At 68.2% G+C, this 19392-nt stretch carries 15 protein-coding genes and 2 tRNA genes; 12 read left to right on the top strand and 5 right to left on the bottom strand.

Annotation, left to right across the window (positions count from 1 at the left end; all coding sequences use genetic code 11):
* Window positions 1-255: 255 nt before the first annotated feature.
* A complete protein-coding gene (locus tag ASD69_RS05300) occupies window positions 256-1353 on the top strand; it encodes an efflux RND transporter periplasmic adaptor subunit (protein ID WP_056174710.1) in 1098 nt (365 codons plus the stop codon).
* Window positions 1350-4430, top strand: coding sequence for an efflux RND transporter permease subunit (locus ASD69_RS05295; RefSeq protein WP_056174708.1), 3081 nt, complete (start codon window positions 1350-1352; stop codon window positions 4428-4430). Before ASD69_RS05300 ends, ASD69_RS05295 begins: the two co-directional genes overlap by 4 nt.
* Before the next feature lie 60 nt (window positions 4431-4490).
* Here the strand turns inward: ASD69_RS05295 and ASD69_RS05290 are convergent, their stop codons facing one another.
* A complete protein-coding gene (locus ASD69_RS05290) occupies window positions 4491-5549 on the bottom strand; it encodes a DNA topoisomerase IB (RefSeq protein ID WP_056174706.1) in 1059 nt (352 codons plus the stop codon).
* Between the two features lie 195 nt (window positions 5550-5744).
* On the opposite strand from ASD69_RS05290, the gene ASD69_RS05285 reads away from it, so the two are divergent.
* From ASD69_RS05285 to ASD69_RS05250, 8 genes are all read left to right on the top strand, one after another.
* On the top strand, window positions 5745-6188 hold the full coding sequence (locus ASD69_RS05285) for a CopL family metal-binding regulatory protein (protein WP_056174704.1): 444 nt from the start codon (window positions 5745-5747) through the stop codon (window positions 6186-6188).
* Between the two features lie 121 nt (window positions 6189-6309).
* On the top strand, window positions 6310-8127 hold the full coding sequence (locus tag ASD69_RS05280; RefSeq protein ID WP_056174702.1) for a copper resistance system multicopper oxidase: 1818 nt from the start codon (window positions 6310-6312) through the stop codon (window positions 8125-8127).
* On the top strand, window positions 8124-9254 hold the full coding sequence (locus tag ASD69_RS05275; RefSeq protein WP_056174700.1) for a copper resistance protein B: 1131 nt from the start codon (window positions 8124-8126) through the stop codon (window positions 9252-9254). The genes ASD69_RS05280 and ASD69_RS05275 overlap by 4 nt, the downstream gene beginning before the upstream one ends.
* Before the next feature lie 10 nt (window positions 9255-9264).
* A complete protein-coding gene (locus ASD69_RS05270) occupies window positions 9265-10056 on the top strand; it encodes a cytochrome c (protein ID WP_082576275.1) in 792 nt (263 codons plus the stop codon).
* Window positions 10057-10071: 15 nt separating this feature from the next.
* Window positions 10072-10722 carry a DUF411 domain-containing protein gene (locus tag ASD69_RS22960; protein WP_343123755.1) on the top strand — a complete coding sequence of 217 codons (651 nt, stop codon included), beginning with the start codon at window positions 10072-10074 and terminating at the stop codon, window positions 10720-10722.
* 110 nt (window positions 10723-10832) lie between these two features.
* Window positions 10833-11231, top strand: a complete 399-nt coding sequence (locus ASD69_RS05260; RefSeq protein WP_056174698.1) for a heavy metal-responsive transcriptional regulator — start codon at window positions 10833-10835, stop codon at window positions 11229-11231.
* Window positions 11228-13603, top strand: a complete 2376-nt coding sequence (locus tag ASD69_RS05255; RefSeq protein ID WP_082576274.1) for a heavy metal translocating P-type ATPase — start codon at window positions 11228-11230, stop codon at window positions 13601-13603. The genes ASD69_RS05260 and ASD69_RS05255 overlap by 4 nt, the downstream gene beginning before the upstream one ends.
* Before the next feature lie 100 nt (window positions 13604-13703).
* A complete protein-coding gene (locus tag ASD69_RS05250) occupies window positions 13704-14129 on the top strand; it encodes a hypothetical protein (RefSeq protein WP_056174696.1) in 426 nt (141 codons plus the stop codon).
* Window positions 14130-14237: 108 nt separating this feature from the next.
* Here the strand turns inward: ASD69_RS05250 and ASD69_RS05245 are convergent, their stop codons facing one another.
* Window positions 14238-16046, bottom strand: coding sequence for a CocE/NonD family hydrolase (locus ASD69_RS05245; protein ID WP_056174694.1), 1809 nt, complete (start codon window positions 16044-16046; stop codon window positions 14238-14240).
* 387 nt (window positions 16047-16433) lie between these two features.
* On the opposite strand from ASD69_RS05245, the gene ASD69_RS05240 reads away from it, so the two are divergent.
* Together ASD69_RS05240 and ASD69_RS05235 are read left to right on the top strand one after the other, a co-directional pair.
* Window positions 16434-17207, top strand: coding sequence for an SDR family oxidoreductase (locus tag ASD69_RS05240; protein ID WP_056174692.1), 774 nt, complete (start codon window positions 16434-16436; stop codon window positions 17205-17207).
* Window positions 17208-17313: 106 nt separating this feature from the next.
* Complete coding sequence (locus ASD69_RS05235) at window positions 17314-18219, top strand: LysR family transcriptional regulator (RefSeq protein ID WP_057163142.1); 906 nt, start codon at window positions 17314-17316, stop codon at window positions 18217-18219.
* Window positions 18220-18563: 344 nt separating this feature from the next.
* Here the strand turns inward: ASD69_RS05235 and ASD69_RS05230 are convergent.
* The 3 genes from ASD69_RS05230 to ASD69_RS05220 all read right to left on the bottom strand — a co-directional run bounded on the left by ASD69_RS05230 (window position 18564) and on the right by ASD69_RS05220 (window position 19350).
* Window positions 18564-18639: transfer RNA gene (locus ASD69_RS05230), tRNA-Glu, on the bottom strand.
* A 56-nt stretch (window positions 18640-18695) separates the two neighbouring features.
* A tRNA-Ala gene (locus tag ASD69_RS05225) sits at window positions 18696-18771 on the bottom strand.
* Window positions 18772-18816: 45 nt separating this feature from the next.
* Window positions 18817-19350: a DUF1249 domain-containing protein gene (locus ASD69_RS05220; RefSeq protein ID WP_056174690.1), complete on the bottom strand. Its 534-nt coding sequence runs from the start codon at window positions 19348-19350 to the stop codon at window positions 18817-18819.
* Window positions 19351-19392 lie beyond the last annotated feature (42 nt).

Raw genomic sequence — 19392 nt, 5'->3', positions numbered from 1 at the left:
GCGCAAGGGGCGCATCGCATGTTGTGATCCAGGCCCCGCTTCTGTGCGTTGCGCTCTCCCCTACTCCCGCCGCGCTGCCGCCTGCGACGCCCCGCGCCGGGAACTTATTAATCCCTTCTTAAACTCGCCGCCCTAAGCTGGGTCACGATGCGCCAGTCAGAGTCTGGATTCGTCTGCCGTTGGATCGGTCGTCGTGTGATCCCATCAGCGACTGCGCCGAAACGGGCTTACCACTTTTCTTCTACGGAATCTTCCATGCGTGCACGCTCCTCGCGTTGGCTAATCGTGTTCCTGGTCTGCTCGCTGTTGGCGGCGTGCGGAGGTGCCAAGGAGGAAGACAAGGCCAGCGACGCGTCGGCCCTGGCGGTATCGCTGGTTGCGGCGCGTGCGCAGCCTCTGGCGCGCAGCGTGCTGGTGTCCGGGCCGGTGTCGCCTTTTGAGGAGATGCAGCTCGGGGTGGAACTCAGCGGGCAGCGAGTGACCTCGTTGCTGGTCGATGTCGGGCAGTCGGTGCGCAAAGGCCAAGTGCTGCTGGAACTGGACCATCGCACGCTGGACAGCGAGTTGGCCCAGGCCGAAGCCTCGCTGCGGCAGGCGCAGGCGTCCTTGTCGCTGGCGCAGGTCAGCTACGATCGCGGCGCCAAACTGGCGGCCGAGCAACTGATCAGCGCCGGCAATCTGGACGAGCTGCGCGCCACCCGCGTGCAGGCCGAGGCGCAAGTCGCCACCGCCCGCGCGGGTCGCGATGCGGCCAAGCTGCGGCGCGACTTCGCAGAACTGCGCGCGCCCGCCGATGGCGTCATCTCCAAGCGGCTGGTGCAGCCGGGCCAGGTCGTGGCCGCGGGCAACGAGCTGCTGCGCCTGATTCGCGACGGCCGTCTGGAATGGCGCGCCGAGTTGCCCGAGGACCAACTGGCCGGCGTCGCCGTCGGCAACACGGTCGAGCTGCCGTATGGCGGCGGCATCATCGCCGGGCGCATCCGCGCGGTCACGCCCGGCGTCGATGCGCAGACCCGCACCGGCACGGTGTACGTCGATCTGCCCGAACCGGGGCCGCTCAAGCCCGGCGTCTATGTGGAAGGCCGCATCGTCACCGGCGCCGGCCGTGCGCTGATGGTGCCCACCGCCGCTGTTGTGCAGCGCGACGGTCATAGCTATGTCTTCACCATGAAAGACAAGCAGGTCGTGCAGCGCGTGCGCGTGCGCACCGGCCAGACCGGCAACGGCCAGGTCGAGATCGTCCAAGGCTTGAAGGACGGCGATCAGGTGGTCGCCGAAGGCGCGGGCTTCCTCGGCGACGGCGATCGCGTGCGCGTGGTGCCGGCCGCCGCGGCCGGGAAGGCCGCACGATGAATTTCTCCGCCTGGGCGATCAAGCGGCCGTTGCCGGCGCTGATGGTGTTCTTCGTGTTGTGCGTGGCCGGGCTGTGGGGCTTCCACAAGCTGCCGGTGGCGCGCTTCCCCGATATCGCCTTCCCGATGACCACGGTCACGATCACTCAGCCCGGCGCCTCGCCCAGCCAGCTCGAGGCCGAGGTCACCCGCAAGGTCGAGGACTCGGTCGCCACGGTGACCAACGTCAAGCGGGTGATCTCGACGGTCAGCGAAGGCGTCAGCACCACCACCATCGAGTTCCAGCTGGAAGCCGATCTGGCCACCGCGCTGGACGACACCCGCGACGCGGTCACGCGCATCCGCACCGACCTGCCGCAGGACATCCAGGAGCCGGTGATCTCCAAGGTCGATATCGGCGGCTCGCTGATGACCTATGCCCTGGTCGCGCCGCAAATGACGCCGGACGAGGCCAGCTGGTTCGTCGATCGCGAGGTCTCGCGCGCCATGTACGGCGTGCCCGGCGTGGCACGGGTCACGCGCGTGGGCGGCGTGCAGCGACAGGTGCGCGTGGACCTGGACGCGAACGCACTGCAGGCTTTCGGCGTCACCGCCGGCGCCGTGTCGCATCAGCTCGCCCAGATCCAGGTCGAGCGCGCCGGCGGCAAGGCCGAGCTGGACGGTGCGCAGCAGACCATCCGCACCCTGGGCACGGTCGGCAACGCGCAGGCCTTGCGCGATTACACGATCAGCCTGCCGGACGGGCGCTCGGTGCGTCTGTCGGCGCTGGCCAAGGTGACCGATGCCGCCGCCGATCCCACCGAGGCGGCCTTGCTCGACGGGCGCGACGTGGTCGCGTTCTCGATGTCGCGCACACGCGGGTCCAGCGAGGTCAAGGTCGAGGAAGGCGTGCACAAGGCGCTGGACGTCCTCAAGGCCAGCCATGCGGGCATCGACTTCCGCCTGGTCACCACCGTCATCGACGAGACCCATCGTTCCTACGATTCGTCGATGACCATGCTGTGGGAAGGCGCGTTGCTGGCCCTGCTGGTGGTGTGGCTGTTCCTGCGCGACTGGCGCGCGACCTGGGTGTCGGCGCTGGCCCTGCCCTTGTCGATCATCCCGACCTTCGCGGTGATGTACTGGTTCGGTTTCACCTTGAACCTGATCACACTGCTGGCGCTGTCGGTGGTGGTGGGCATCCTGGTCGACGACGCCATCGTCGAGATCGAGAACATCGTGCGCCATCTGCGCATGGGCAAACCGCCGCTGGAGGCTGCCCGCGAGGCGGCCAACGAGATCGGCAACGCGGTGATCGCGACCTCGCTGACCCTGGCGGCGGTGTTCGTGCCGGTCGCCTTCATGCCCGGCATCGCCGGCAAGTTCTTCCGCGAGTTCGGCTGGACCGCGGCCACCGCGGTGTTGTTCTCGCTATTGGTGGCGCGTCTGCTGACGCCGATGATGGCCGCCTATCTGCTCAAGCCGCATGGCGAGGAGAAAGGCGATAGCAAGCTGATGCGCTGGTACCTGGGCTGGGTGGACGCGGCCCTGCGCCATCGCGCGCGCACGCTGTGGATCGCTACCGGTCTGTTCGTCGCCTCGCTGGCGCTGGTGCCGCTGATCCCCGCCACCTTCATCCCGCAGTCCGATCTGGGGCGCAGCAACCTGAGCCTGGAACTGCCGCCGGGCACGCGCCTGGAGGAAACCAAGGCGGTGGCCGAACGCGCGCGCGTGCTGCTCAAGGACATGCCGGAGCTCAAGCAGGTCTACACCGCGATCGGCAGCGTGCTGGACCTGGGCGATCCCTCCACCACCGGCATCGGCGAGTCGCGCAAGGCCACCCTGGTATTGGACTGGGGCGTGGCGGACGAGCGCGAGCGCGACCAGCGCGTGCTGGAACGCGAGGCGCGTTCGCGACTGGCCCAGCTGGCCGGCGTGCGCGTGAGCTACGTCAGTTCCGAGCCCGGCAATCAACTGCAGCTGGTGTTGTCCGGCGACGATCCGCAGCATCTGCAGGATGCGGCGATCGCCTTGGAACGCGACCTGCGCCGCATACCCGGCCTGGGCAGCGTGACTTCGTCGGCATCGTTGTTGCGGCCCGAGATCCAGATATTGCCGGACCCGGCGCGGGCCGCCGACCTGGGCGTGGCCACCGCCGACATCGCCGAGGCCGCGCGCATCGCGACCGCCGGCGACTACGAGCAGCGCCTGGCCAAGCTCAACCTGCCCGACCGCCAGATTCCGATCCGCGTGGGCTTCTCTGAGGCGACCTTGGCGAATCCGGCCCTGATCGGGCAGTTGCGCGTGCCCGGCCGCTACGGGCCGGTGCCCTTGGCGGCGGTCGCGGACATCAAGATGGGCAGCGGCCCGTCGCTGATCTCGCGTTACCAGCGCCAGCGCAACGTCACCTTGACCGCCGAACTCAACGGCCGGCCGCTGGGCGATGTGATGGAGACGGTGCAGAAGCTGCCCAGCGTGAAGCAGCTGCCGCCCGGCGTGAGCTTCCTCAATACCGGCGACGCCGAAGTCTTCGTCGAACTGTTCATCGGCTTCATGCTGGCGATGGCCGCGGGCCTGGTCTGCATCTACATGGTGCTGTTGCTGCTGTTCAACCATGCGCTGATGCCCTTGACCATCCTGACCGCGGTGCCGCTGTGCGCGGGCGGCGCGTTCGGCGCGCTGCTGCTGACCCAGAACATGCTGTCGTTGCCGGCCTTGATCGGTCTGCTGATGCTGATCGGCATCGCCACCAAGAACTCGATCCTGCTGGTCGATTACGCGGTGATCGCCGAGGACGAGCACGGCCTGAGCCAGCACGACGCCCTGATCGACGCCTGCCGCAAGCGCGCCCAGCCGATCATCATGACCACGCTGGCCATGGGCGCGGGCATGATGCCGATCGCGATGGGCTTCTCCGGCGATTCCAGTTTCCGCGCGCCGATGGCGATCGCGGTCATCGGCGGCCTGATCACGTCGACCCTGCTGAGCCTGATCGTGATCCCGGCGGCGTTCACCGTCGTCGACGATCTGGGCGAATGGATGACGCGGCGTTTCCGCCGCCGCTCCTCGCATCCGCGGCAGCACACGCCTCCGGCCTGACGACGCCAACGGTCTCACCGATCCGGGTACGGCGACCAGGCCGTGCCCGGCGCTGGCGTTTCAGGATTTGCGCCGCCGGCGGCGACGCTTGAGGAAACCGAGCATCGCCATCTCCCACTGGCGGTCCCCGCGCGCTCGCGCCGCGTACGAGGCCAAGGCCTCCTCGCGCCAGCCTGCGAAGACGGTGGGATCGATGTAGGACTTGCGGCAGACCGCCGGCGTGTTGCGCAAGGCTTGCGCAACTTCGCCTACGACCGCCTTCTCGATCCGAGCCAAGGCCCGCTCGCTGGGCGTTGCGCTCCGCTTGCCCTCTGGCAGCGGCAGCTGGGCCAGGCGTCGGAAGGCGGCCAGGGTCGCGCCCCAGGTGCGGAAATCCTTGGCGCTGAACTCGCCGCCCATGACCTCGCGCAGGTAGCCGTTGATCGCGTCCGAATCCACCGGCTGCACCGTGCCGTCGTCGTCGCGGTACTGGAACAGCGACTGCCCGGGCAGTTGCTGGCAGCGCCGGATCTGTTTCACCAGTTTGGCGTCGTCGATGGCGACGTCGTGCATCTGTCCGCCTTTGCCGCGGAAGTGCAAACGCGCGCGACCGTCGCGCAGGAAGTCGATGTGGCGGTTACGCAAGGTGCTCAAGCCGAACGTGCCGTTGCTGCGCACGTAGGCGTCGTTGCCGACGCGCAGCAGGGTGTCGGCCATCAACGCGACCACGATCGCCAGCACTTTGGCGCGTGGAAAGCCGGCCAGTTGGAGATCGCTGCGCAAGCGCCGGCGCAGGCGCGGCAGAGCTGCGCCGAACTCCACGATGCGGTCGAATTTGCCGTGGTCGCGTGCGTGCCGCCAATCCGGGTGGTAGCGGTACTGTTTGCGCCCGCGCGCATCGCGGCCGGTGGCCTGCAAGTGGCCGCTGGCCTGGGCGCAGATCCAGACCTCGCGATAGGCCGGCGGTACCGCCAGCGAGCGGATCCGCTCCAGGGTGGTCGGGTCGCGCACGGCGCGCCCCTGGGCGTCGCGGTAGCGGAAGCCGCGCCCCGAGCGCAGGCGCGCGATGCCGGGATCGGCGTCGCTGACGTAGCGCAGGCCGGCCTGCGCGGCCACGCGCGCGGACGCGGCGTCGGGCATTGGACCGGGCGTGGGTGCGGCCTTCGCGGGTTTAGCCATGCGCCACACATACGCAGCGGTCCGTCAACGCGATGAAAACGCCCGGCCGCCGCCGCTCGGGAGGGTCCAGGGTCTGAACCATGGTTCAGGCTTGCAACGGCGTTTTTCGGCGGATTTGACGACAAGCCCACGCGCTGGCGCTAAAGTAGCCGGGTGATGTCCGTCCTGCTGCGACTGCTGCTGTGCGTCGGCCTGATCCTCAACGGATCGGCGTACGCGGTCGCGTCCACGCAAATGCAGTTGACGCATATGAGCGCCGCGATCGAAGCGGCGGCCACCGTCCAAACCTCTTGCCACGACGGCATGGCCGCAGGCGCCATGGCTCACGACGGCATGGCGATGGCCGCGATGGATCACGCGTCGATGTCGGCGCCCGCCGATCACCGCCATCACGGCCAAGGCCAGGCGCCCGACGGCGCCCAGCCGGACTGCTGCAAGTCGCCGACCTGTACCTGCTCCTGCCTGCAACCCGCGCCGGCCACGGCGATCGCGTTCGCCCTCGGCGGCGCGCATATCGGCCACAGCCTGATCGCGCGGCCGATGTCGGTCGATCACGACGCGCCGGCCCTGCCCTACCCCATCCGACCTCCCATCGCTTAAGCGCTCCACGCGCCGCCGTCGCGGCGCGCTCAGGCAGGTCGCGTGCGGCGTTCGCGTCTACGCGGCCTGGTGTCGCCGATCGCATCGTGCGTCGGCGTTATCGATCCTTTGGAGTTCGACGATGTCTTCCGATTTCTCCGGCCGACGGCCGGATGCCCTGGCCGAGCCTTCGCGCCGGCGTTTCGTTACCGGTCTGGCCGCGGGCGGTGTCGCCGCAGGCCTGGGCCTGTGGCGCTCGCCCGCGTTCGCGGGCGCGGCGCTGGCCACCACCGCACGCGAACTGCGTGGCCTCGATTTCGACCTCGCCATCGACGCGGCGCCGGTCAACTTCACCGGCCGGGTGCGCCCGGCGATCACCGTCAACGGCTCGCTGCCGGGCCCGATCCTGCGTTGGCGCGAGGGCGACACGGTCACCTTGCGCGTCGCCAACCGCCTGCGCGACACCAGCTCCATCCATTGGCACGGCATCCTGCTGCCGGCCAACATGGACGGCGTGCCGGGCCTGAGTTTCGACGGCATTCCGCCGGGCGAGACCTACGCCTATCGCTTTCAGCTGCGTCAGTCGGGCAGCTACTGGTACCACAGCCATTCGATGTTCCAGGAACAGGCCGGGCTGTACGGCGCGATCGTGGTCGATCCGTTGCAGCCGCCGCCGTTCCACTACGACCGCGAGCACGTGATGCTGCTGTCGGACTGGACCGATCTGGATCCGGCCGCGCTGTTCCGGCGCATGAAGAAGATGTCGGACTACGACAACACCTACAAGCGCACGGTCGGCGACTTCGCCCGCGACGCGCGCGAGCAGGGCCTGGCGGCGACCCTGCGCGATCGCGGCCAGTGGGGGCGCATGCGCATGACCCCGACCGATCTGTCGGACATCAACGCGCACACTTACACCTACCTGCTCAACGGAACCGCGCCGGCGGCCAACTGGACCGGGCTGTTCCGTTCGGGCGAGAGGGTCCTGCTGCGCTTCATCAACGCCTCGGCGATGAGCTACTTCGACGTGCGCATCCCCGGCCTGAAGATGACCGTGGTCGCGGCCGACGGCCAGTACATTCATCCGGTCAGCGTCGACGAGTTCCGCATCGCGGTGGCCGAGACCTTCGACGTGATCGTCGAACCCTCGGGCCAGGATGCGTACACGATCTTCGCCCAGGACATGGGCCGCACCGGCTATGCGCGCGGCACCCTGGCGGTGCGCGAGGGCCTGTCGGCGCCGGTGCCTGCGTCCGATCCGCGCGTCATCTTGACCATGGACGATATGGGCCACGGCGGCATGGATCACGGCAGCATGGACCACGGCAGCCACGGCGCACCCAAGCAAAAGACGATGCCCGAAGGCGGCTGCGGCGCCAGCATGGGCATGGCCGGCATGGACCATTCCGGCGGCGGCATGGCAGGCATGGACGGCGGTGCGACGCACCCGGCCAGCGAAAACGGCAACCCGCTGATCGACATGCAGACGATGGCCAGCACGCCGCGGCTGGACGATCCGGGCATCGGATTGCGCGACAACGGGCGCCGCGTGTTGCGCTACGCCGACCTCAAGAGCCTGTTCGAGGATCCCGATGGCCGTGAGCCCAGCCGCACGATCGAGCTGCATCTGACCGGCCATATGGAGAAGTTCGCCTGGTCGTTCGACGGGCTGAAGTTCATGGATGCGCAGCCGCTACGCCTGAACTACGGCGAGCGCATGCGCATCACCCTGGTCAACGACACCATGATGACTCACCCGATCCATCTGCACGGGCTGTGGAGCGACCTAGAGAACGAGCAAGGCGAGTTCCAAGTGCGCAAGCACACCATCGACATGCCGCCCGGAACCCGCCGCAGTTATCGCGTGCGCGCCGACGCGCTGGGCCGCTGGGCCTACCACTGCCATCTGCTCTACCACATGGAAGCGGGCATGATGCGCGAAGTGAGGGTCGAGGAATGAGCGCCCTCCACTCTCCGCACCGCGCCGCGCTCGCGGCCGCATTGACGCTGGCCTTCGTAGGTGCCGCGCAGGCCCAGCATCACGCTGCGCAGGCCGCGCCGACGCCGCCCGAACCCGCGCCGGTCGCGACCGAGCCGGCCGTGGACCACGCCGCGATGGGGCATGCCGCGCCCAGCAAGGTGAATGCCGATCACAACAGCATGGACCATTCGAAGATGGACCACGCCGCGATGGGCCACGCTGCGCCCAGCAAGGCGGACGCCGATCACGACAGCATGGACCATTCGAAGATGGACCACGCCGCGATGGGCCACGCTGCGCCCAGCAAGGCGGATGCCGACCACGGCAGCATGGACCATTCGAAGATGGACCACGCGGCCATGGCCGACACGGCCCCGTCGGCGGCGAGCCAGACCCCGCGCGAACCTATTCCCGAGGTAACCGACGCCGACCGCGCGGCCGCCTTCCCGCGCCTGCGTCACCACATGCAGCACGCGCGTGAGTTCAACAGCTATGTCTTGTTCGATCGCATCGAGGTCGGCGACACCGACCACGGTCGCAGCGAGGCCTGGGAGGCCACGGCCTGGTTCGGCAGCGATCTCAACCGCGTGTGGTTGCGCAGCGAGGGCGAACGCGAAGGCGGCGCCACCGCCGCGGCCGATCTGGAGGTGCTGTACGGCCGCAGCGTCACGCCCTGGTGGGACGTGGTGGTCGGCTTGAAGCACGACTTCAAACCCGGTCGCTCGCAGGATTGGCTGGCCGTCGGTGTGCAGGGCATGTCGCCCTACAAGTTCGAGGTTCAGGCCACCGCCTATGTCGGCGCCTCGGGACGCGTCGCGGCCAATGTCGAGGCCGAGTACGACGTGCTGCTGACCAATCGCCTGATCCTGCAGCCGCTGGTCGAGTTGGACTTCAACGGCAGCCAGGACACGCGCCGCGGCATCGGCTCCGGACTGAGTACGCTGGAAGCCGGACTGCGCCTGCGCTACGAGTTCAGCCGCCGCTTCGCGCCATATGTGGGCGTGGTCCACGAACGCAGCTTCGGCAACACCGCCGAGTTGCGCCGCGACGAAGGCGAAGCCCGCGAGGACACCCGCGTCGTCGCCGGCGTGCGGATCTGGTTCTGAGGGCACGCCCATGACCCTCACAACCCGAAAGGCGGCGGTGGCGGTCGCCATCGCCGCGACGGCATTGGCGGTGGCGGCAGGCGGCCTGGTCTTCGCTGGCGTCTACGACGTCGGCGCCGACACGCCGCATACGCGACCGGTGTACGCGCTGCTGGAAACCGTACGCGAACGCTCGATCGCCGCGCGTGCGGACGAGTTGCAGGCCCCGCCGGATCTGAACAGTCCGGCGCGCATCCGCCAGGGCGCGGGCAATTACCAGGCCATGTGTTCCGGCTGCCACCTGGCACCGGGCATGCGGAGCACCGAGCTCAGCCGCGGCCTCTACCCTGCCCCGCCCGACCTCAGCAAGACGCCGGTCGAGCCGCGACGCGCGTTCTGGACCATCAAGCACGGGATCAAGGCCTCGGGCATGCCGGCCTGGGGCGCGAGCGTGGGCGACGAGTACATCTGGAACATGGCGGCCTTGTTGCAGGCCTTGCCGAGCATGGACGCGGCCCAGTACCGCGCACTGGTCGCCGAAAGTGGCGGACATTCGCACGGCGGCGGCGAGACCGCAGCCGGCGACGACCACCACGGCCGCACCGCGCCCGTCGAGACGCAAGGACACGGCCACCACGAAGCGGTGAGCCAACTGGCCGCGAGCGAGCCAGGCGCCGCGTCCGAGTCCGCTCACGTCCCCGCCGATGGCAAGCCGCATGCGCACGCGCCGACGCCGAAGGCGCCGACCAAGGCGGTCGCGCCGCAAGCCGCGCCCGCCGAACCGCCCACCGACGAACACCAGGCGCATGAGCATGCGCATTGACCGCGAGGATCCACGATGAAACCAGCAACGAGCCGATTCGTCGTCGCGTTGAGCGTCGCGTTGGCGGCCAGCGCCTGCAGCGGCACCGCCGCGCCGGAGCGAGCCGTCGCGGCAACGACGCCGGCGACACCCACAGCCGCCTCCGCCTCGCAAGCTGCTGACGATCACGCCGATCACGCCGATCACGTCGATCACGCCGATCACGCCGATCACGTCGATCACAGCGCGCACGCGGCTCACGGCGAGCAAGCCGACCACGCCAAGCCTGCGACCGCTTCCGTGTCTGCATCGCTGCCGAAAATGGTGGTGCACAAGAGTCCGACCTGCGGCTGCTGCAGCCTCTGGGTCGATCACATGCGCGCGGCCGGGTTCGAGGTCGAAGTGCGCGATCGCGAGGACCTGTCGGCGATCAAGGAGCGCCTGGGCGTACCCTACGCCAAAGGCTCCTGCCACACCGCCGAAGTCGGCGGCTATTTCGTCGAGGGGCATGTACCCGCCGTGGATATCCAGCGCCTGCTCCTGGAACGTCCGCAGGCGCGCGGTCTGACCGTTCCGGGCATGCCTGCCGGTTCGCCGGGCATGGAGATGCCCGACGGCAGCAAGCAGGCCTACGCCGTCGAACTGGTGGCCGACGACGGCACGACCACGGCCTACGCCCGACACTGAGCCCTAGGCGCGGGCGGCGGCGCACGCCGTCGCCCGCGAAGGCTTGACTCTGGACCATGGTCCAGACCGGAGACTGGCCCCCTCTCCACTCTCTTCAAGGGACTGCAGCCATGCAGATCGGTCTACTGGCCAAACGCGCCGGTGTCCCCATCGACACCGTGCGCTACTACGAACGCAACGGCATCCTGCCGGCTCCCGAGCGCCAGGCCTCGGGCTATCGGGCCTATGACGAGCGCGACGTCGAACGCCTGCGCTTCCTGCGCCGCGCCAAGGCGCTGGGGTTCACCCTGGTCGAGATCCGCGACCTGCTGGAACTGTCCTCGCGCCGCGACGACGACATGGGCAGCCTCAAGGCGGCCGCGAGCGAGAAGCTCGCCGATGTCGAGCGCAAGCTGGCCGAACTGAGCCTCATCCGCGACGGCCTGCGCATGCTGATCGAGGCCTGTCCCGGCCACGGCGCGCTGCAGCGTTGCCCGATCCTGGCCGCGCTGGCGCAGGAGGACGCATGAACCACCGCGACCACGACCACAGCGCGTATCCGACGCCCGCCCCCGCCGCCGCGCATGCCTGCTGCGCGAACAAGTCCGCCGACGCCGGCGTCACGACCGTGATCGATCCGGTCTGCGGCATGCGCGTGGATCCGGCCAAGAGCCCGCACCACGCCCAGCACGAAGGCCACGATCACGCCTTCTGCTCGGCCGGGTGCCGCAATAAGTTCGTCGCCGATCCGCTCAAGTACCTCGCGCCCTCGCCCGCCGAGACGGTGGCGGCGCCGGCCGGCACGATCTACACCTGCCCCATGCATCCGGACGTGCGCCAGATCGGGCCCGGCACCTGCCCGATCTGCGGCATGGCGCTGGAGCCGGACATGCCCAGCCTGGACGAGGAAGACAATCCGGAACTGCGCGATTTCGGCCGCCGTTTCGCCTGGACCTTGCCGCTGAGCGTGGCGACCCTGCTGCTGGCGATGTTCGGACACCGCTGGTCGGCGCTGTCCACCGACACCCGCACCTGGCTGGAACTCGCCTTGAGCGCGCCGGTGGTGCTGTGGGCCGGCTGGCCGTTCTTCCAACGTTGCCTGGCCTCGATCCGCAATCGCAGCCCCAACATGTGGACCCTGATCGGCATCGGCGTGGCCGCGGCTTTCGGCTACAGCGTGGTGGCGACCTTGGCGCCAGGCATCTTCCCGGCCTCGTTCCGCGAGCACGGCCGCGTCGGCGTCTACTACGAGGCAGCCGCGGTGATCGTGTCGCTGACCCTGCTGGGGCAGTTGCTGGAACTGCGCGCGCGCTCCAAGACCTCGGCCGCGATCAAGCGCCTGCTCGGCCTGGCGCCGGACCACGCACGCCGCTTGCGCGACGACGGCGAGGAGGAAGACGTGCCGCTGGCGCAAGTGCAGGTCGGCGACCGTCTGCGCGTGCGTCCGGGCGAGAAGGTACCGGTGGACGGCGAAGTGCTGGACGGCCGCTCCAGCATCGACGAATCGATGCTGACCGGCGAGCCGATGCCGGTCGCCAAGCAGGCCGGCGACAACCTGATCGGCGCCACCCTCAACGGCACCGGCAGCCTGGTCATGCGCGCCTCGCGCGTGGGCGCCGACACGGTGCTGGCGCAGATCGTACAACTGGTGGCGCAGGCGCAGCGCTCGCGCGCGCCGATGCAGCGCATGGCCGATCGGGTCGCATTCTGGTTCGTGCTGGGCGTGCTCGGCATCGCCGTGGCCACCCTGCTCGGCTGGGGCCTGTTCGGCCCGGAACCCTCGTGGACCTATGGCGTGCTCAACGCGGTCGCGGTGCTGATCATCGCCTGCCCCTGCGCGTTGGGCTTGGCCACGCCGATGTCGATCATGGTCGCCAGCGGCCGCGCCGCCGAGGCCGGCGTGCTGTTCCGCGACGCCGAAGCGATCGAGCGCCTGCGCGAGATCGATACCCTGATCGTGGACAAGACCGGCACCCTCACCGAAGGCCGGCCCGCGTTCCGCGATGCGATCGCGGTCGAAGGCCGCACGCCCGACGAGGTGCTGCGCCTGGCCGCCAGCCTGGACCAGGGCAGCGAGCACCCGCTGGCGGCGGCCCTGATCGCCGCCGCACGCGAACGTGGCCTCGCGTTGGAGGCCGCACAGGACTTCGATTCCGCGACCGGCCAGGGCGTGCGCGGGCGCATCGGCGAGCGACGTTTGGCGCTAGGCAACGCGGCCTTGATGGCGCAGGACGGCGTGGATCTCGGCGACCTGGCGGCCCAGGCCGAAACCCTGCGCCAGGACGGCGCCAGCGCGATGTTCCTGGCTGTGGACGGCCGCGCCGCCGGCGTGCTGGCGGTGGCCGACCCGATCAAGGCCACCACCGCCACCGCGATCCGTGCGCTGCAGGACGCCGGCCTCAAGGTGGTCATGGCCAGCGGCGACGCCGCGACCACCGCGCACGCGGTCGGCCGCAGGCTGGGTCTGGACGGCGTGCACGGCGAGATGCGGCCGCAGGACAAGGCGGCGCTGGTGGAACGCCTGCGCGCGCAGGGCCGACACGTGGCCATGGCCGGCGACGGCATCAACGACGCCCCCGCGCTGGCCAGCGCCGACGTCGGCATCGCCATGGGCACCGGCACCGACGTGGCCATGGCCAGCGCCCAGGTCACCCTGATCAAGGGCGATCTGAACGGCATCGTGCGCGCTCGCGCGATTTCGGCGGCGGCGGTGGCCAACATGAAACAGAACCTCGCCTTCGCCTTCCTCTACAACGCGCTGGGCGTACCGATCGCGGCGGGTCTGCTGTATCCGTTCACCGGCAGCCTGTTGAGTCCGATGATCGCCGCGCTGGCGATGAGCCTGAGCTCGGTGTCGGTGGTGGCCAACGCCCTGCGCCTGAACTCGACACGGATCGGCTGAACGCCACGTCGCGCCGCGCTCCCGGCGACGGGGCGCGGCGCCTTCCGGCTCGGGCTATGATCTGCGCGTAGACAGTCCGGTAGCGGCCAGAGGAAGCCCCATGTCGATCCATTCCAAAGCCCGTCGCGACGCCAAGAAGCGCAAGGCCGCCAAGGCCGCCCGCGCCCCCGCCCCGCCCGCGATCGAGCCCCACGCCGAGATGCGCGACCGCAACGGCCAGTTGCTGGGCGGCATCGTGCGGCGCGACGGCGAATGGACCCTGGGCCTGGGCGGACGCATCGTCGGCGGCTCCGACAGCGCCGCCAAGGTGTTGATCATGCTCAAGCGCGCGGCCGCGCTGCACGAGCGCGAAGGCGAAACCGTGCAGCTCAAGTTCTCGCCCGCGCTCAGCGCCGCCGCCGCCCAGGAAGCCGCCGACCGCGGCCTGAGTTTCGAGCAGTTCGAGGCCGAGTTCGAAAAGGAACTCGCCGACAGCCAGCGGCCCTCGCTGGATGGGCCTAGCGGCGGTAACGAAGCGGTGCATTAAGCCCGATTCGCAAGGGCCGCCGGCCAGGCATACCTCGCTTAGCGTTCCCCCTATCGCACGGACTTGGCGATGAGAGTCGACCCGCCTCGTCGGGGCGCCTAAGCGACGCTACTTCCCGTTAACCGACGACTTCGCCGCGATCGGTACGTACAAGGCGCTGGGATGCTGCGCATCGTGATACAGCGTCACCGTCACTTTGCGCGCGTCCTTGCCGGATTCGTCCGCGGCGACGCCGCCGCTGTTGTAGTTCTTCTGCATCGCCAGGCTGTTCAGCGGCGCGATCACCAGGCGTAGGCGGCTGCCTTGGCTCAAGCGTCGCGCGGTGAAGGGAAAGCGATCGAAGTCGTAACGCTCCACTTTGCCCGGCGTGACCAATACCGCCTCGCGCAGACTTGCGCGATAGCGCGCGCGCTTGAGCTCCTGGGTCAGGTATACCGTGCTGCCGTCGGCTCTGACTTCGTAGAGCTTCGCGGTGAAGTCGGTGTCCGGCTGGTCAAGAGCGATGTACGCCGATAGCTTGAAGAAACCAGCGATGTCGGTATCGCGCTCCAGCACGGGCGTGTGGTAGACCAACTGCTTGCCCGACGACAACTGCGTCCCGCGCTGATCGAGGATGTAGGCGTAGCCCGGCGCGAACACGTCCGGCCGGTACTCGTACTGCAGCGGGCCTGTGTCCAGCGGATCATAGACGTATCGGTCCGGCGTGCTGGCGGCCGACGGCGCGCCGCGCAGTTGGCCGGCTTCGAATACATCGTTGGCACGGCCGCCTTGCGAATCCAGATACCAAGTCTGGGTGCTCGCGGTGGCGGCCTGCAGCGACGGCGCGTAACGCCAGGCCTCCTCGCCGACCATGTAGAACGCGACCTTGTCCTTCAGGAACTCGGGTTTCTTGCCCTGCTTCAAAACCCAGTCGTACCACGCGATATGCAGGGCGGGCATGTCGATCAAGGCGGCCGGCGCGAACTTGAGCCCGCCCATCTCCGCCTGCGGAATATTGGTGCCATCGTGATCCCACGGGCCGATGATCAGGTAGTGCGCGGCCTTGGCGCGGCTGCCGCCGTGGCGCATGTGCTCCTTGTAGTAGCTCAGCGCGCCCGGCTGATCGTCGTCGTAGTGGCCGGTAATGCTCAGGATCGGCATCGTCATCTTCGCGTACTGCTCGGGCGATGGCCGATAACTGTCCCAGTAGGCGTCCTGTTGCGGATGCTCGATCCAGCCTTGGAAGATCGGCGACGGATTGCCGATGTAGGTATCGAGTTCCTTGAACGGCGCGTGCGCCTCGTACCAACGCTTGTATTGCGCTCCCCAGAACGCGCCATCCGCGAAAATCCGATCCTGCGAGGCATGGCCGCTGACGAAGGTCAGCCATTGCATGTTGTAGGTATAGGGAATGTTGTTGAGGATCGGGAAATCGATGCCCGGCCCCACCGCCGCCACCGGAACGATCGTCACCAGATGCGGCGGCAACTCTTTGGCTACCGCCCATTGGCTGTAGCCGCCATACGATCCACCGCTCATCGCGACCTTGCCGTTGCATTCGGGCTGTCGCGCCAGCCATTCGCTCACGTCGTAGCCGTCCTTCGCCTCCTGCAGCATCGGCGTGAATACGCCTTCGGAATTGCCGCGGCCGCGCACGTCGACGGCGTAGTAGGTGTAACCCTGGCCGGCGAAGTACATCGCGCGCGGATGATTGCGCTGGGCCGTGTACGGAGTCAGCGCGAAAATGCACGGCGTGCCGACTTGCTGGGCCTGCGGGCGATAGCGGACCGCACTGAGGTTCACGCCATCGCGCAGCGGAATCCTCACGTTCCATTGAAACGCGATCTCGGGTGTCGTGGGCTTCGGCTCCTGGGCGACGGCCGATCCGGCCAGCCACAAGGCGCCCAGGATCCCGCCTGCGATGATGCGTGCGTGCATGAGGTTTCTCCGATTTCAGCGAATCGTCGCCACGATCGGACCGGCTGTCGAGTGTCCTGCACGCTTGCCGCCGCGATTCCGCTGCGGCGGGCACGCGCAATGGGCACATTCGCAGGCTGGTAGATGGCGGCTGCTGGCGTGTAAGGCATCTTCAAGCCACATAAATGCCACTTAATCCGAGGGCTTCACCGGCGCTGGGTAGCGCCGTCGCCTGGCCGCGCTCGTGGCGACGCGAACGGGTCTTGGCGGGGTCGCGGATGTACAGATCCCGCTTGCGACCGCTGCGTCATTGGGCCGATTCTCTGGATAATCCATCCACGATCGCCCGGCCAATGCGGGCGATGGCCTTGCCTAGAATCGGATCTCCCCCTCACCACGGAGACGTTCATGGCAGATCATTCTCTCAACGGCAAAGTCGCGCTGATCGCTGGCGGCGCCAAGAATCTAGGCGGCTTGATCGCACGCGATCTGGCCAAGCACGGCGTCAAGGCCGTGGCGATCCATTACAACAGCGCGGCGACTCGCGCCGATGCCGAGGCCACGGTGGCGGCGGTGAAAGCCGCGGGCGCGCATGCGGTCGCGCTGCAGGCCGACCTGACCAGCGCCGGTGCGATGGCCAAGCTTTTCGAAGACGCGGTCGCCGCGGTGGGGCGGCCCGACATCGCCATCAATACCGTCGGTAAAGTCCTGAAGAAGCCCTTCGTCGACATCAGCGAAGCCGAATACGACGAGATGACGGCGGTGAATTCGAAGTCGGCATTCTTCTTCCTGCAGCAGGCCGGCCGTCACCTCAACGACAACGGCAAGGTCTGCACCCTGGTGACCTCGCTGTTGGGTGCGTTCACGCCCTACTACGCCGCCTACGCGGGCACCAAGGCGCCGGTGGAGCACTACACCCGCGCCGCGTCCAAGGAGTTCGGCCAGCGCGGCATTTCGGTCACCGCGATCGGTCCGGGCCCGATGGATACGCCGTTCTTCTATCCGGCCGAAGGCGCCGACGCGGTCGAGTACCACAAGGGCGCCGCGGCGCTGTCGCCGTTCTCCAAGACCGGCCTGACCGACATTGAGGACGTGGTGCCCTTCGTCCGCTTCCTGGTGTCCGAGGGCTGGTGGATCACCGGCCAGACCCTGCTGATCAACGGCGGTTACACCACCAAGTGACCTCATCGCGCACGGCCGCGCCCGCGTCGCCGTGCGCTCGGTGGGGCGCGACGGGCGCGGCGGCGTCTATTCTGCAAGCACCCCAGCGCCCAAGGCCGGAACCGCCGTGGATCTCCTCGACCAATACCGCGTATTCGTGCGGATCGCCGAAATGGGCAGCTTCATCAAGGCCGCCCACGCCTTGGACCTGCCGCGCGCGTCCGCATCCGCGGCGATACAGCAACTCGAGCGCGACATCGGCGCGCGCCTGCTGCACCGCACGACGCGCGAGGTGCGGCTGACCGCCGATGGCGCGCAACTGCTGGAGCGCGTGCGTCCCTTGCTGGCCGATGCCGAAGACATCCAGCAACTGTTTCAGACCCGCCAGCGCCAAGTGGCCGGCCGCCTGAACGTCGACCTGCCCAGCCGCATCGCCCGGCGCCTGGTCGCGCCCGCGCTGCCCGGCCTGGTGCGGCGCTACCCGCGCCTGCAGCTGGCCCTGGGCTCCAGCGATCGCATGATCGATCTGGTCCATGAAGGGGTGGATTGCGCCATCCGCGTCGGCGACCTGCAAGACAGCCGGCTGGTCGCCTATCCGCTGGGCCGGATCGCGTTGGTGAACTGCGCCAGCCCCGCCTATCTGCGCGAGTTCGGCTTGCCGGAAACGCCGGACGCACTGACGCGCGGCCATTGGTCGGTGGGCTACGCCTCGCCCAGCACCGGACGCGAACTGCCTTGGGAGTACGAATGCGGCGGCAGCACGCATACGGCGCCGCTGCACAGTCGCGTGCTGGTCAACAACGCCGAGAGTTACATCGCCTGCTGCCGCGCCGGTCTGGGGCTGATCCAGGTGCCGCGCTTCGACGTGCAGCACTTGCTCGACCGCGGCGAATTGATCGAAGTGATGCCCGCCTATCGCGCCGGCGCGATGACGGTCTCGGCGCTGTATCCGCACCGTCGTCAGCGCTCGCGGCGTTTGAGCGCGTTCGTCGACTGGTTCCAGGCGCTGATCCGTCCGCATCTGGACGCGTAGCGTCTATAGCGCAACGCGCAGCGCGCAGCGGCTGCGATGCTTGTCGTTCGACGAGCCGAGCGCAACGAGAGCGCGCGGCCGCCGCGGAATCGGTGAGCAAGATCGCGATCGCGCGACGCATCATCCGCGCCATGCGCGACGAACTCCATCGCGTACGCGGATGCGGATGCGGGTTCTCATGCGTGCGCCTGCGTCCCCGCGCACGGAAGCAAAAGTAAGAAAGCGCATCGCATTCGTTCTGCCCCACGCAATCGCGCCGCCATCGGCCGCGCTAGTCGCGCGCAAGATGCCGAACGCCAAAAACACTTAGGGCCCGGTTTCCCGAGCCCTAAGTGTTTTTTACTTGGCGTCCCCACGGGGATTCGAACCCCGGTCGCTACCGTGAAAGGGTAATGTCCTAGGCCTCTAGACGATGGGGACAAAACTGATTGTTCTTGCAGCTAACTCATCGAAACCCTTTCACAGTGTTCGAAGAGTGGTGGAGCCAGCCGGGATCGAACCGGCGACCTCTACAATGCCATTGTAGCGCTCTCCCAGCTGAGCTATGGCCCCACGTGCTGGAAAGACGAAAATTCTAGCGGGCGTTCAGCGATGTCGTCAAGCATTCATCGCTAATTTTTTTGCCGCCCCGCCGGGACCCTCGTTGAGGGGTGTTCCGGGCGGGTGAATCTCGACCGGGCGCAATGTTGCCATGCCATGACCGCGTTCGGCTAGATACTCGAGCCACTTTCCTAGAAAAGTGTTCATGCGCATGCGGTGGCCGATCAGCTCCGCCGGCGGCGGATACATGCCGATCACGTCCTGCCAGCGGCGCCCGACATAGCAATTGGTGGCTTCCAGTTGGTGGGCGTCGTTGTACAGGCGCAGCCAGGCCGAGGGATCGGGCTCGCCGGTGAGCGGATCCAGCAACGCATAGGTCATGCGCAGCTCGGTGGTGTAGCGGTGCTGCTCGATCACGTCCAGCTGCAGATCCAGGCCGTCCCCGATCGAGGACCGGTAGGTGCCGACGGCCAGGTCGGCCGGCGCGAACAGGCGCGTGAGGCGGCGGTGGTTCTCGGCGTACAGGCCCATCAGCCAACCGAAACGGGTCAGTCGCGGGATGCGTGCGGAGCGGGCGGCAAGCGATGTCATGCGAGCGATGCTACACGCGCAAACCGCTTCGCGGCAGCGTTG

It is taken from the genome of Lysobacter sp. Root604 (genome assembly GCF_001427505.1).
In the GTDB taxonomy this organism is placed as follows: domain Bacteria; phylum Pseudomonadota; class Gammaproteobacteria; order Xanthomonadales; family Xanthomonadaceae; genus Lysobacter.
This window is presented reverse-complemented; position numbering and strand designations above follow the sequence as displayed.

Bases quoted from the DNA above. Each gene is read 5' to 3' on its own strand.
- ASD69_RS22960 (WP_343123755.1), top strand. From the start codon at position 10,072: ATGAAACCAGCAACGAGCCGATTCGTCGTCGCGTTGAGCGTCGCGTTG.
- ASD69_RS05285 (WP_056174704.1), top strand. From the start codon at position 5,745: ATGTCCGTCCTGCTGCGACTGCTGCTGTGCGTCGGCCTGATCCTCAAC.
- ASD69_RS05250 (WP_056174696.1), top strand. From the start codon at position 13,704: ATGTCGATCCATTCCAAAGCCCGTCGCGACGCCAAGAAGCGCAAGGCC.
- ASD69_RS05295 (WP_056174708.1), top strand. From the start codon at position 1,350: ATGAATTTCTCCGCCTGGGCGATCAAGCGGCCGTTGCCGGCGCTGATG.
- ASD69_RS05280 (WP_056174702.1), top strand. From the start codon at position 6,310: ATGTCTTCCGATTTCTCCGGCCGACGGCCGGATGCCCTGGCCGAGCCT.
- ASD69_RS05270 (WP_082576275.1), top strand. From the start codon at position 9,265: ATGACCCTCACAACCCGAAAGGCGGCGGTGGCGGTCGCCATCGCCGCG.
- ASD69_RS05290 (WP_056174706.1), bottom strand. From the start codon at position 5,549: ATGCCCGACGCCGCGTCCGCGCGCGTGGCCGCGCAGGCCGGCCTGCGC.
- ASD69_RS05300 (WP_056174710.1), top strand. From the start codon at position 256: ATGCGTGCACGCTCCTCGCGTTGGCTAATCGTGTTCCTGGTCTGCTCG.
- ASD69_RS05260 (WP_056174698.1), top strand. From the start codon at position 10,833: ATGCAGATCGGTCTACTGGCCAAACGCGCCGGTGTCCCCATCGACACC.
- ASD69_RS05240 (WP_056174692.1), top strand. From the start codon at position 16,434: ATGGCAGATCATTCTCTCAACGGCAAAGTCGCGCTGATCGCTGGCGGC.
- ASD69_RS05275 (WP_056174700.1), top strand. From the start codon at position 8,124: ATGAGCGCCCTCCACTCTCCGCACCGCGCCGCGCTCGCGGCCGCATTG.
- ASD69_RS05245 (WP_056174694.1), bottom strand. From the start codon at position 16,046: ATGCACGCACGCATCATCGCAGGCGGGATCCTGGGCGCCTTGTGGCTG.
- ASD69_RS05220 (WP_056174690.1), bottom strand. From the start codon at position 19,350: ATGACATCGCTTGCCGCCCGCTCCGCACGCATCCCGCGACTGACCCGT.
- ASD69_RS05255 (WP_082576274.1), top strand. From the start codon at position 11,228: ATGAACCACCGCGACCACGACCACAGCGCGTATCCGACGCCCGCCCCC.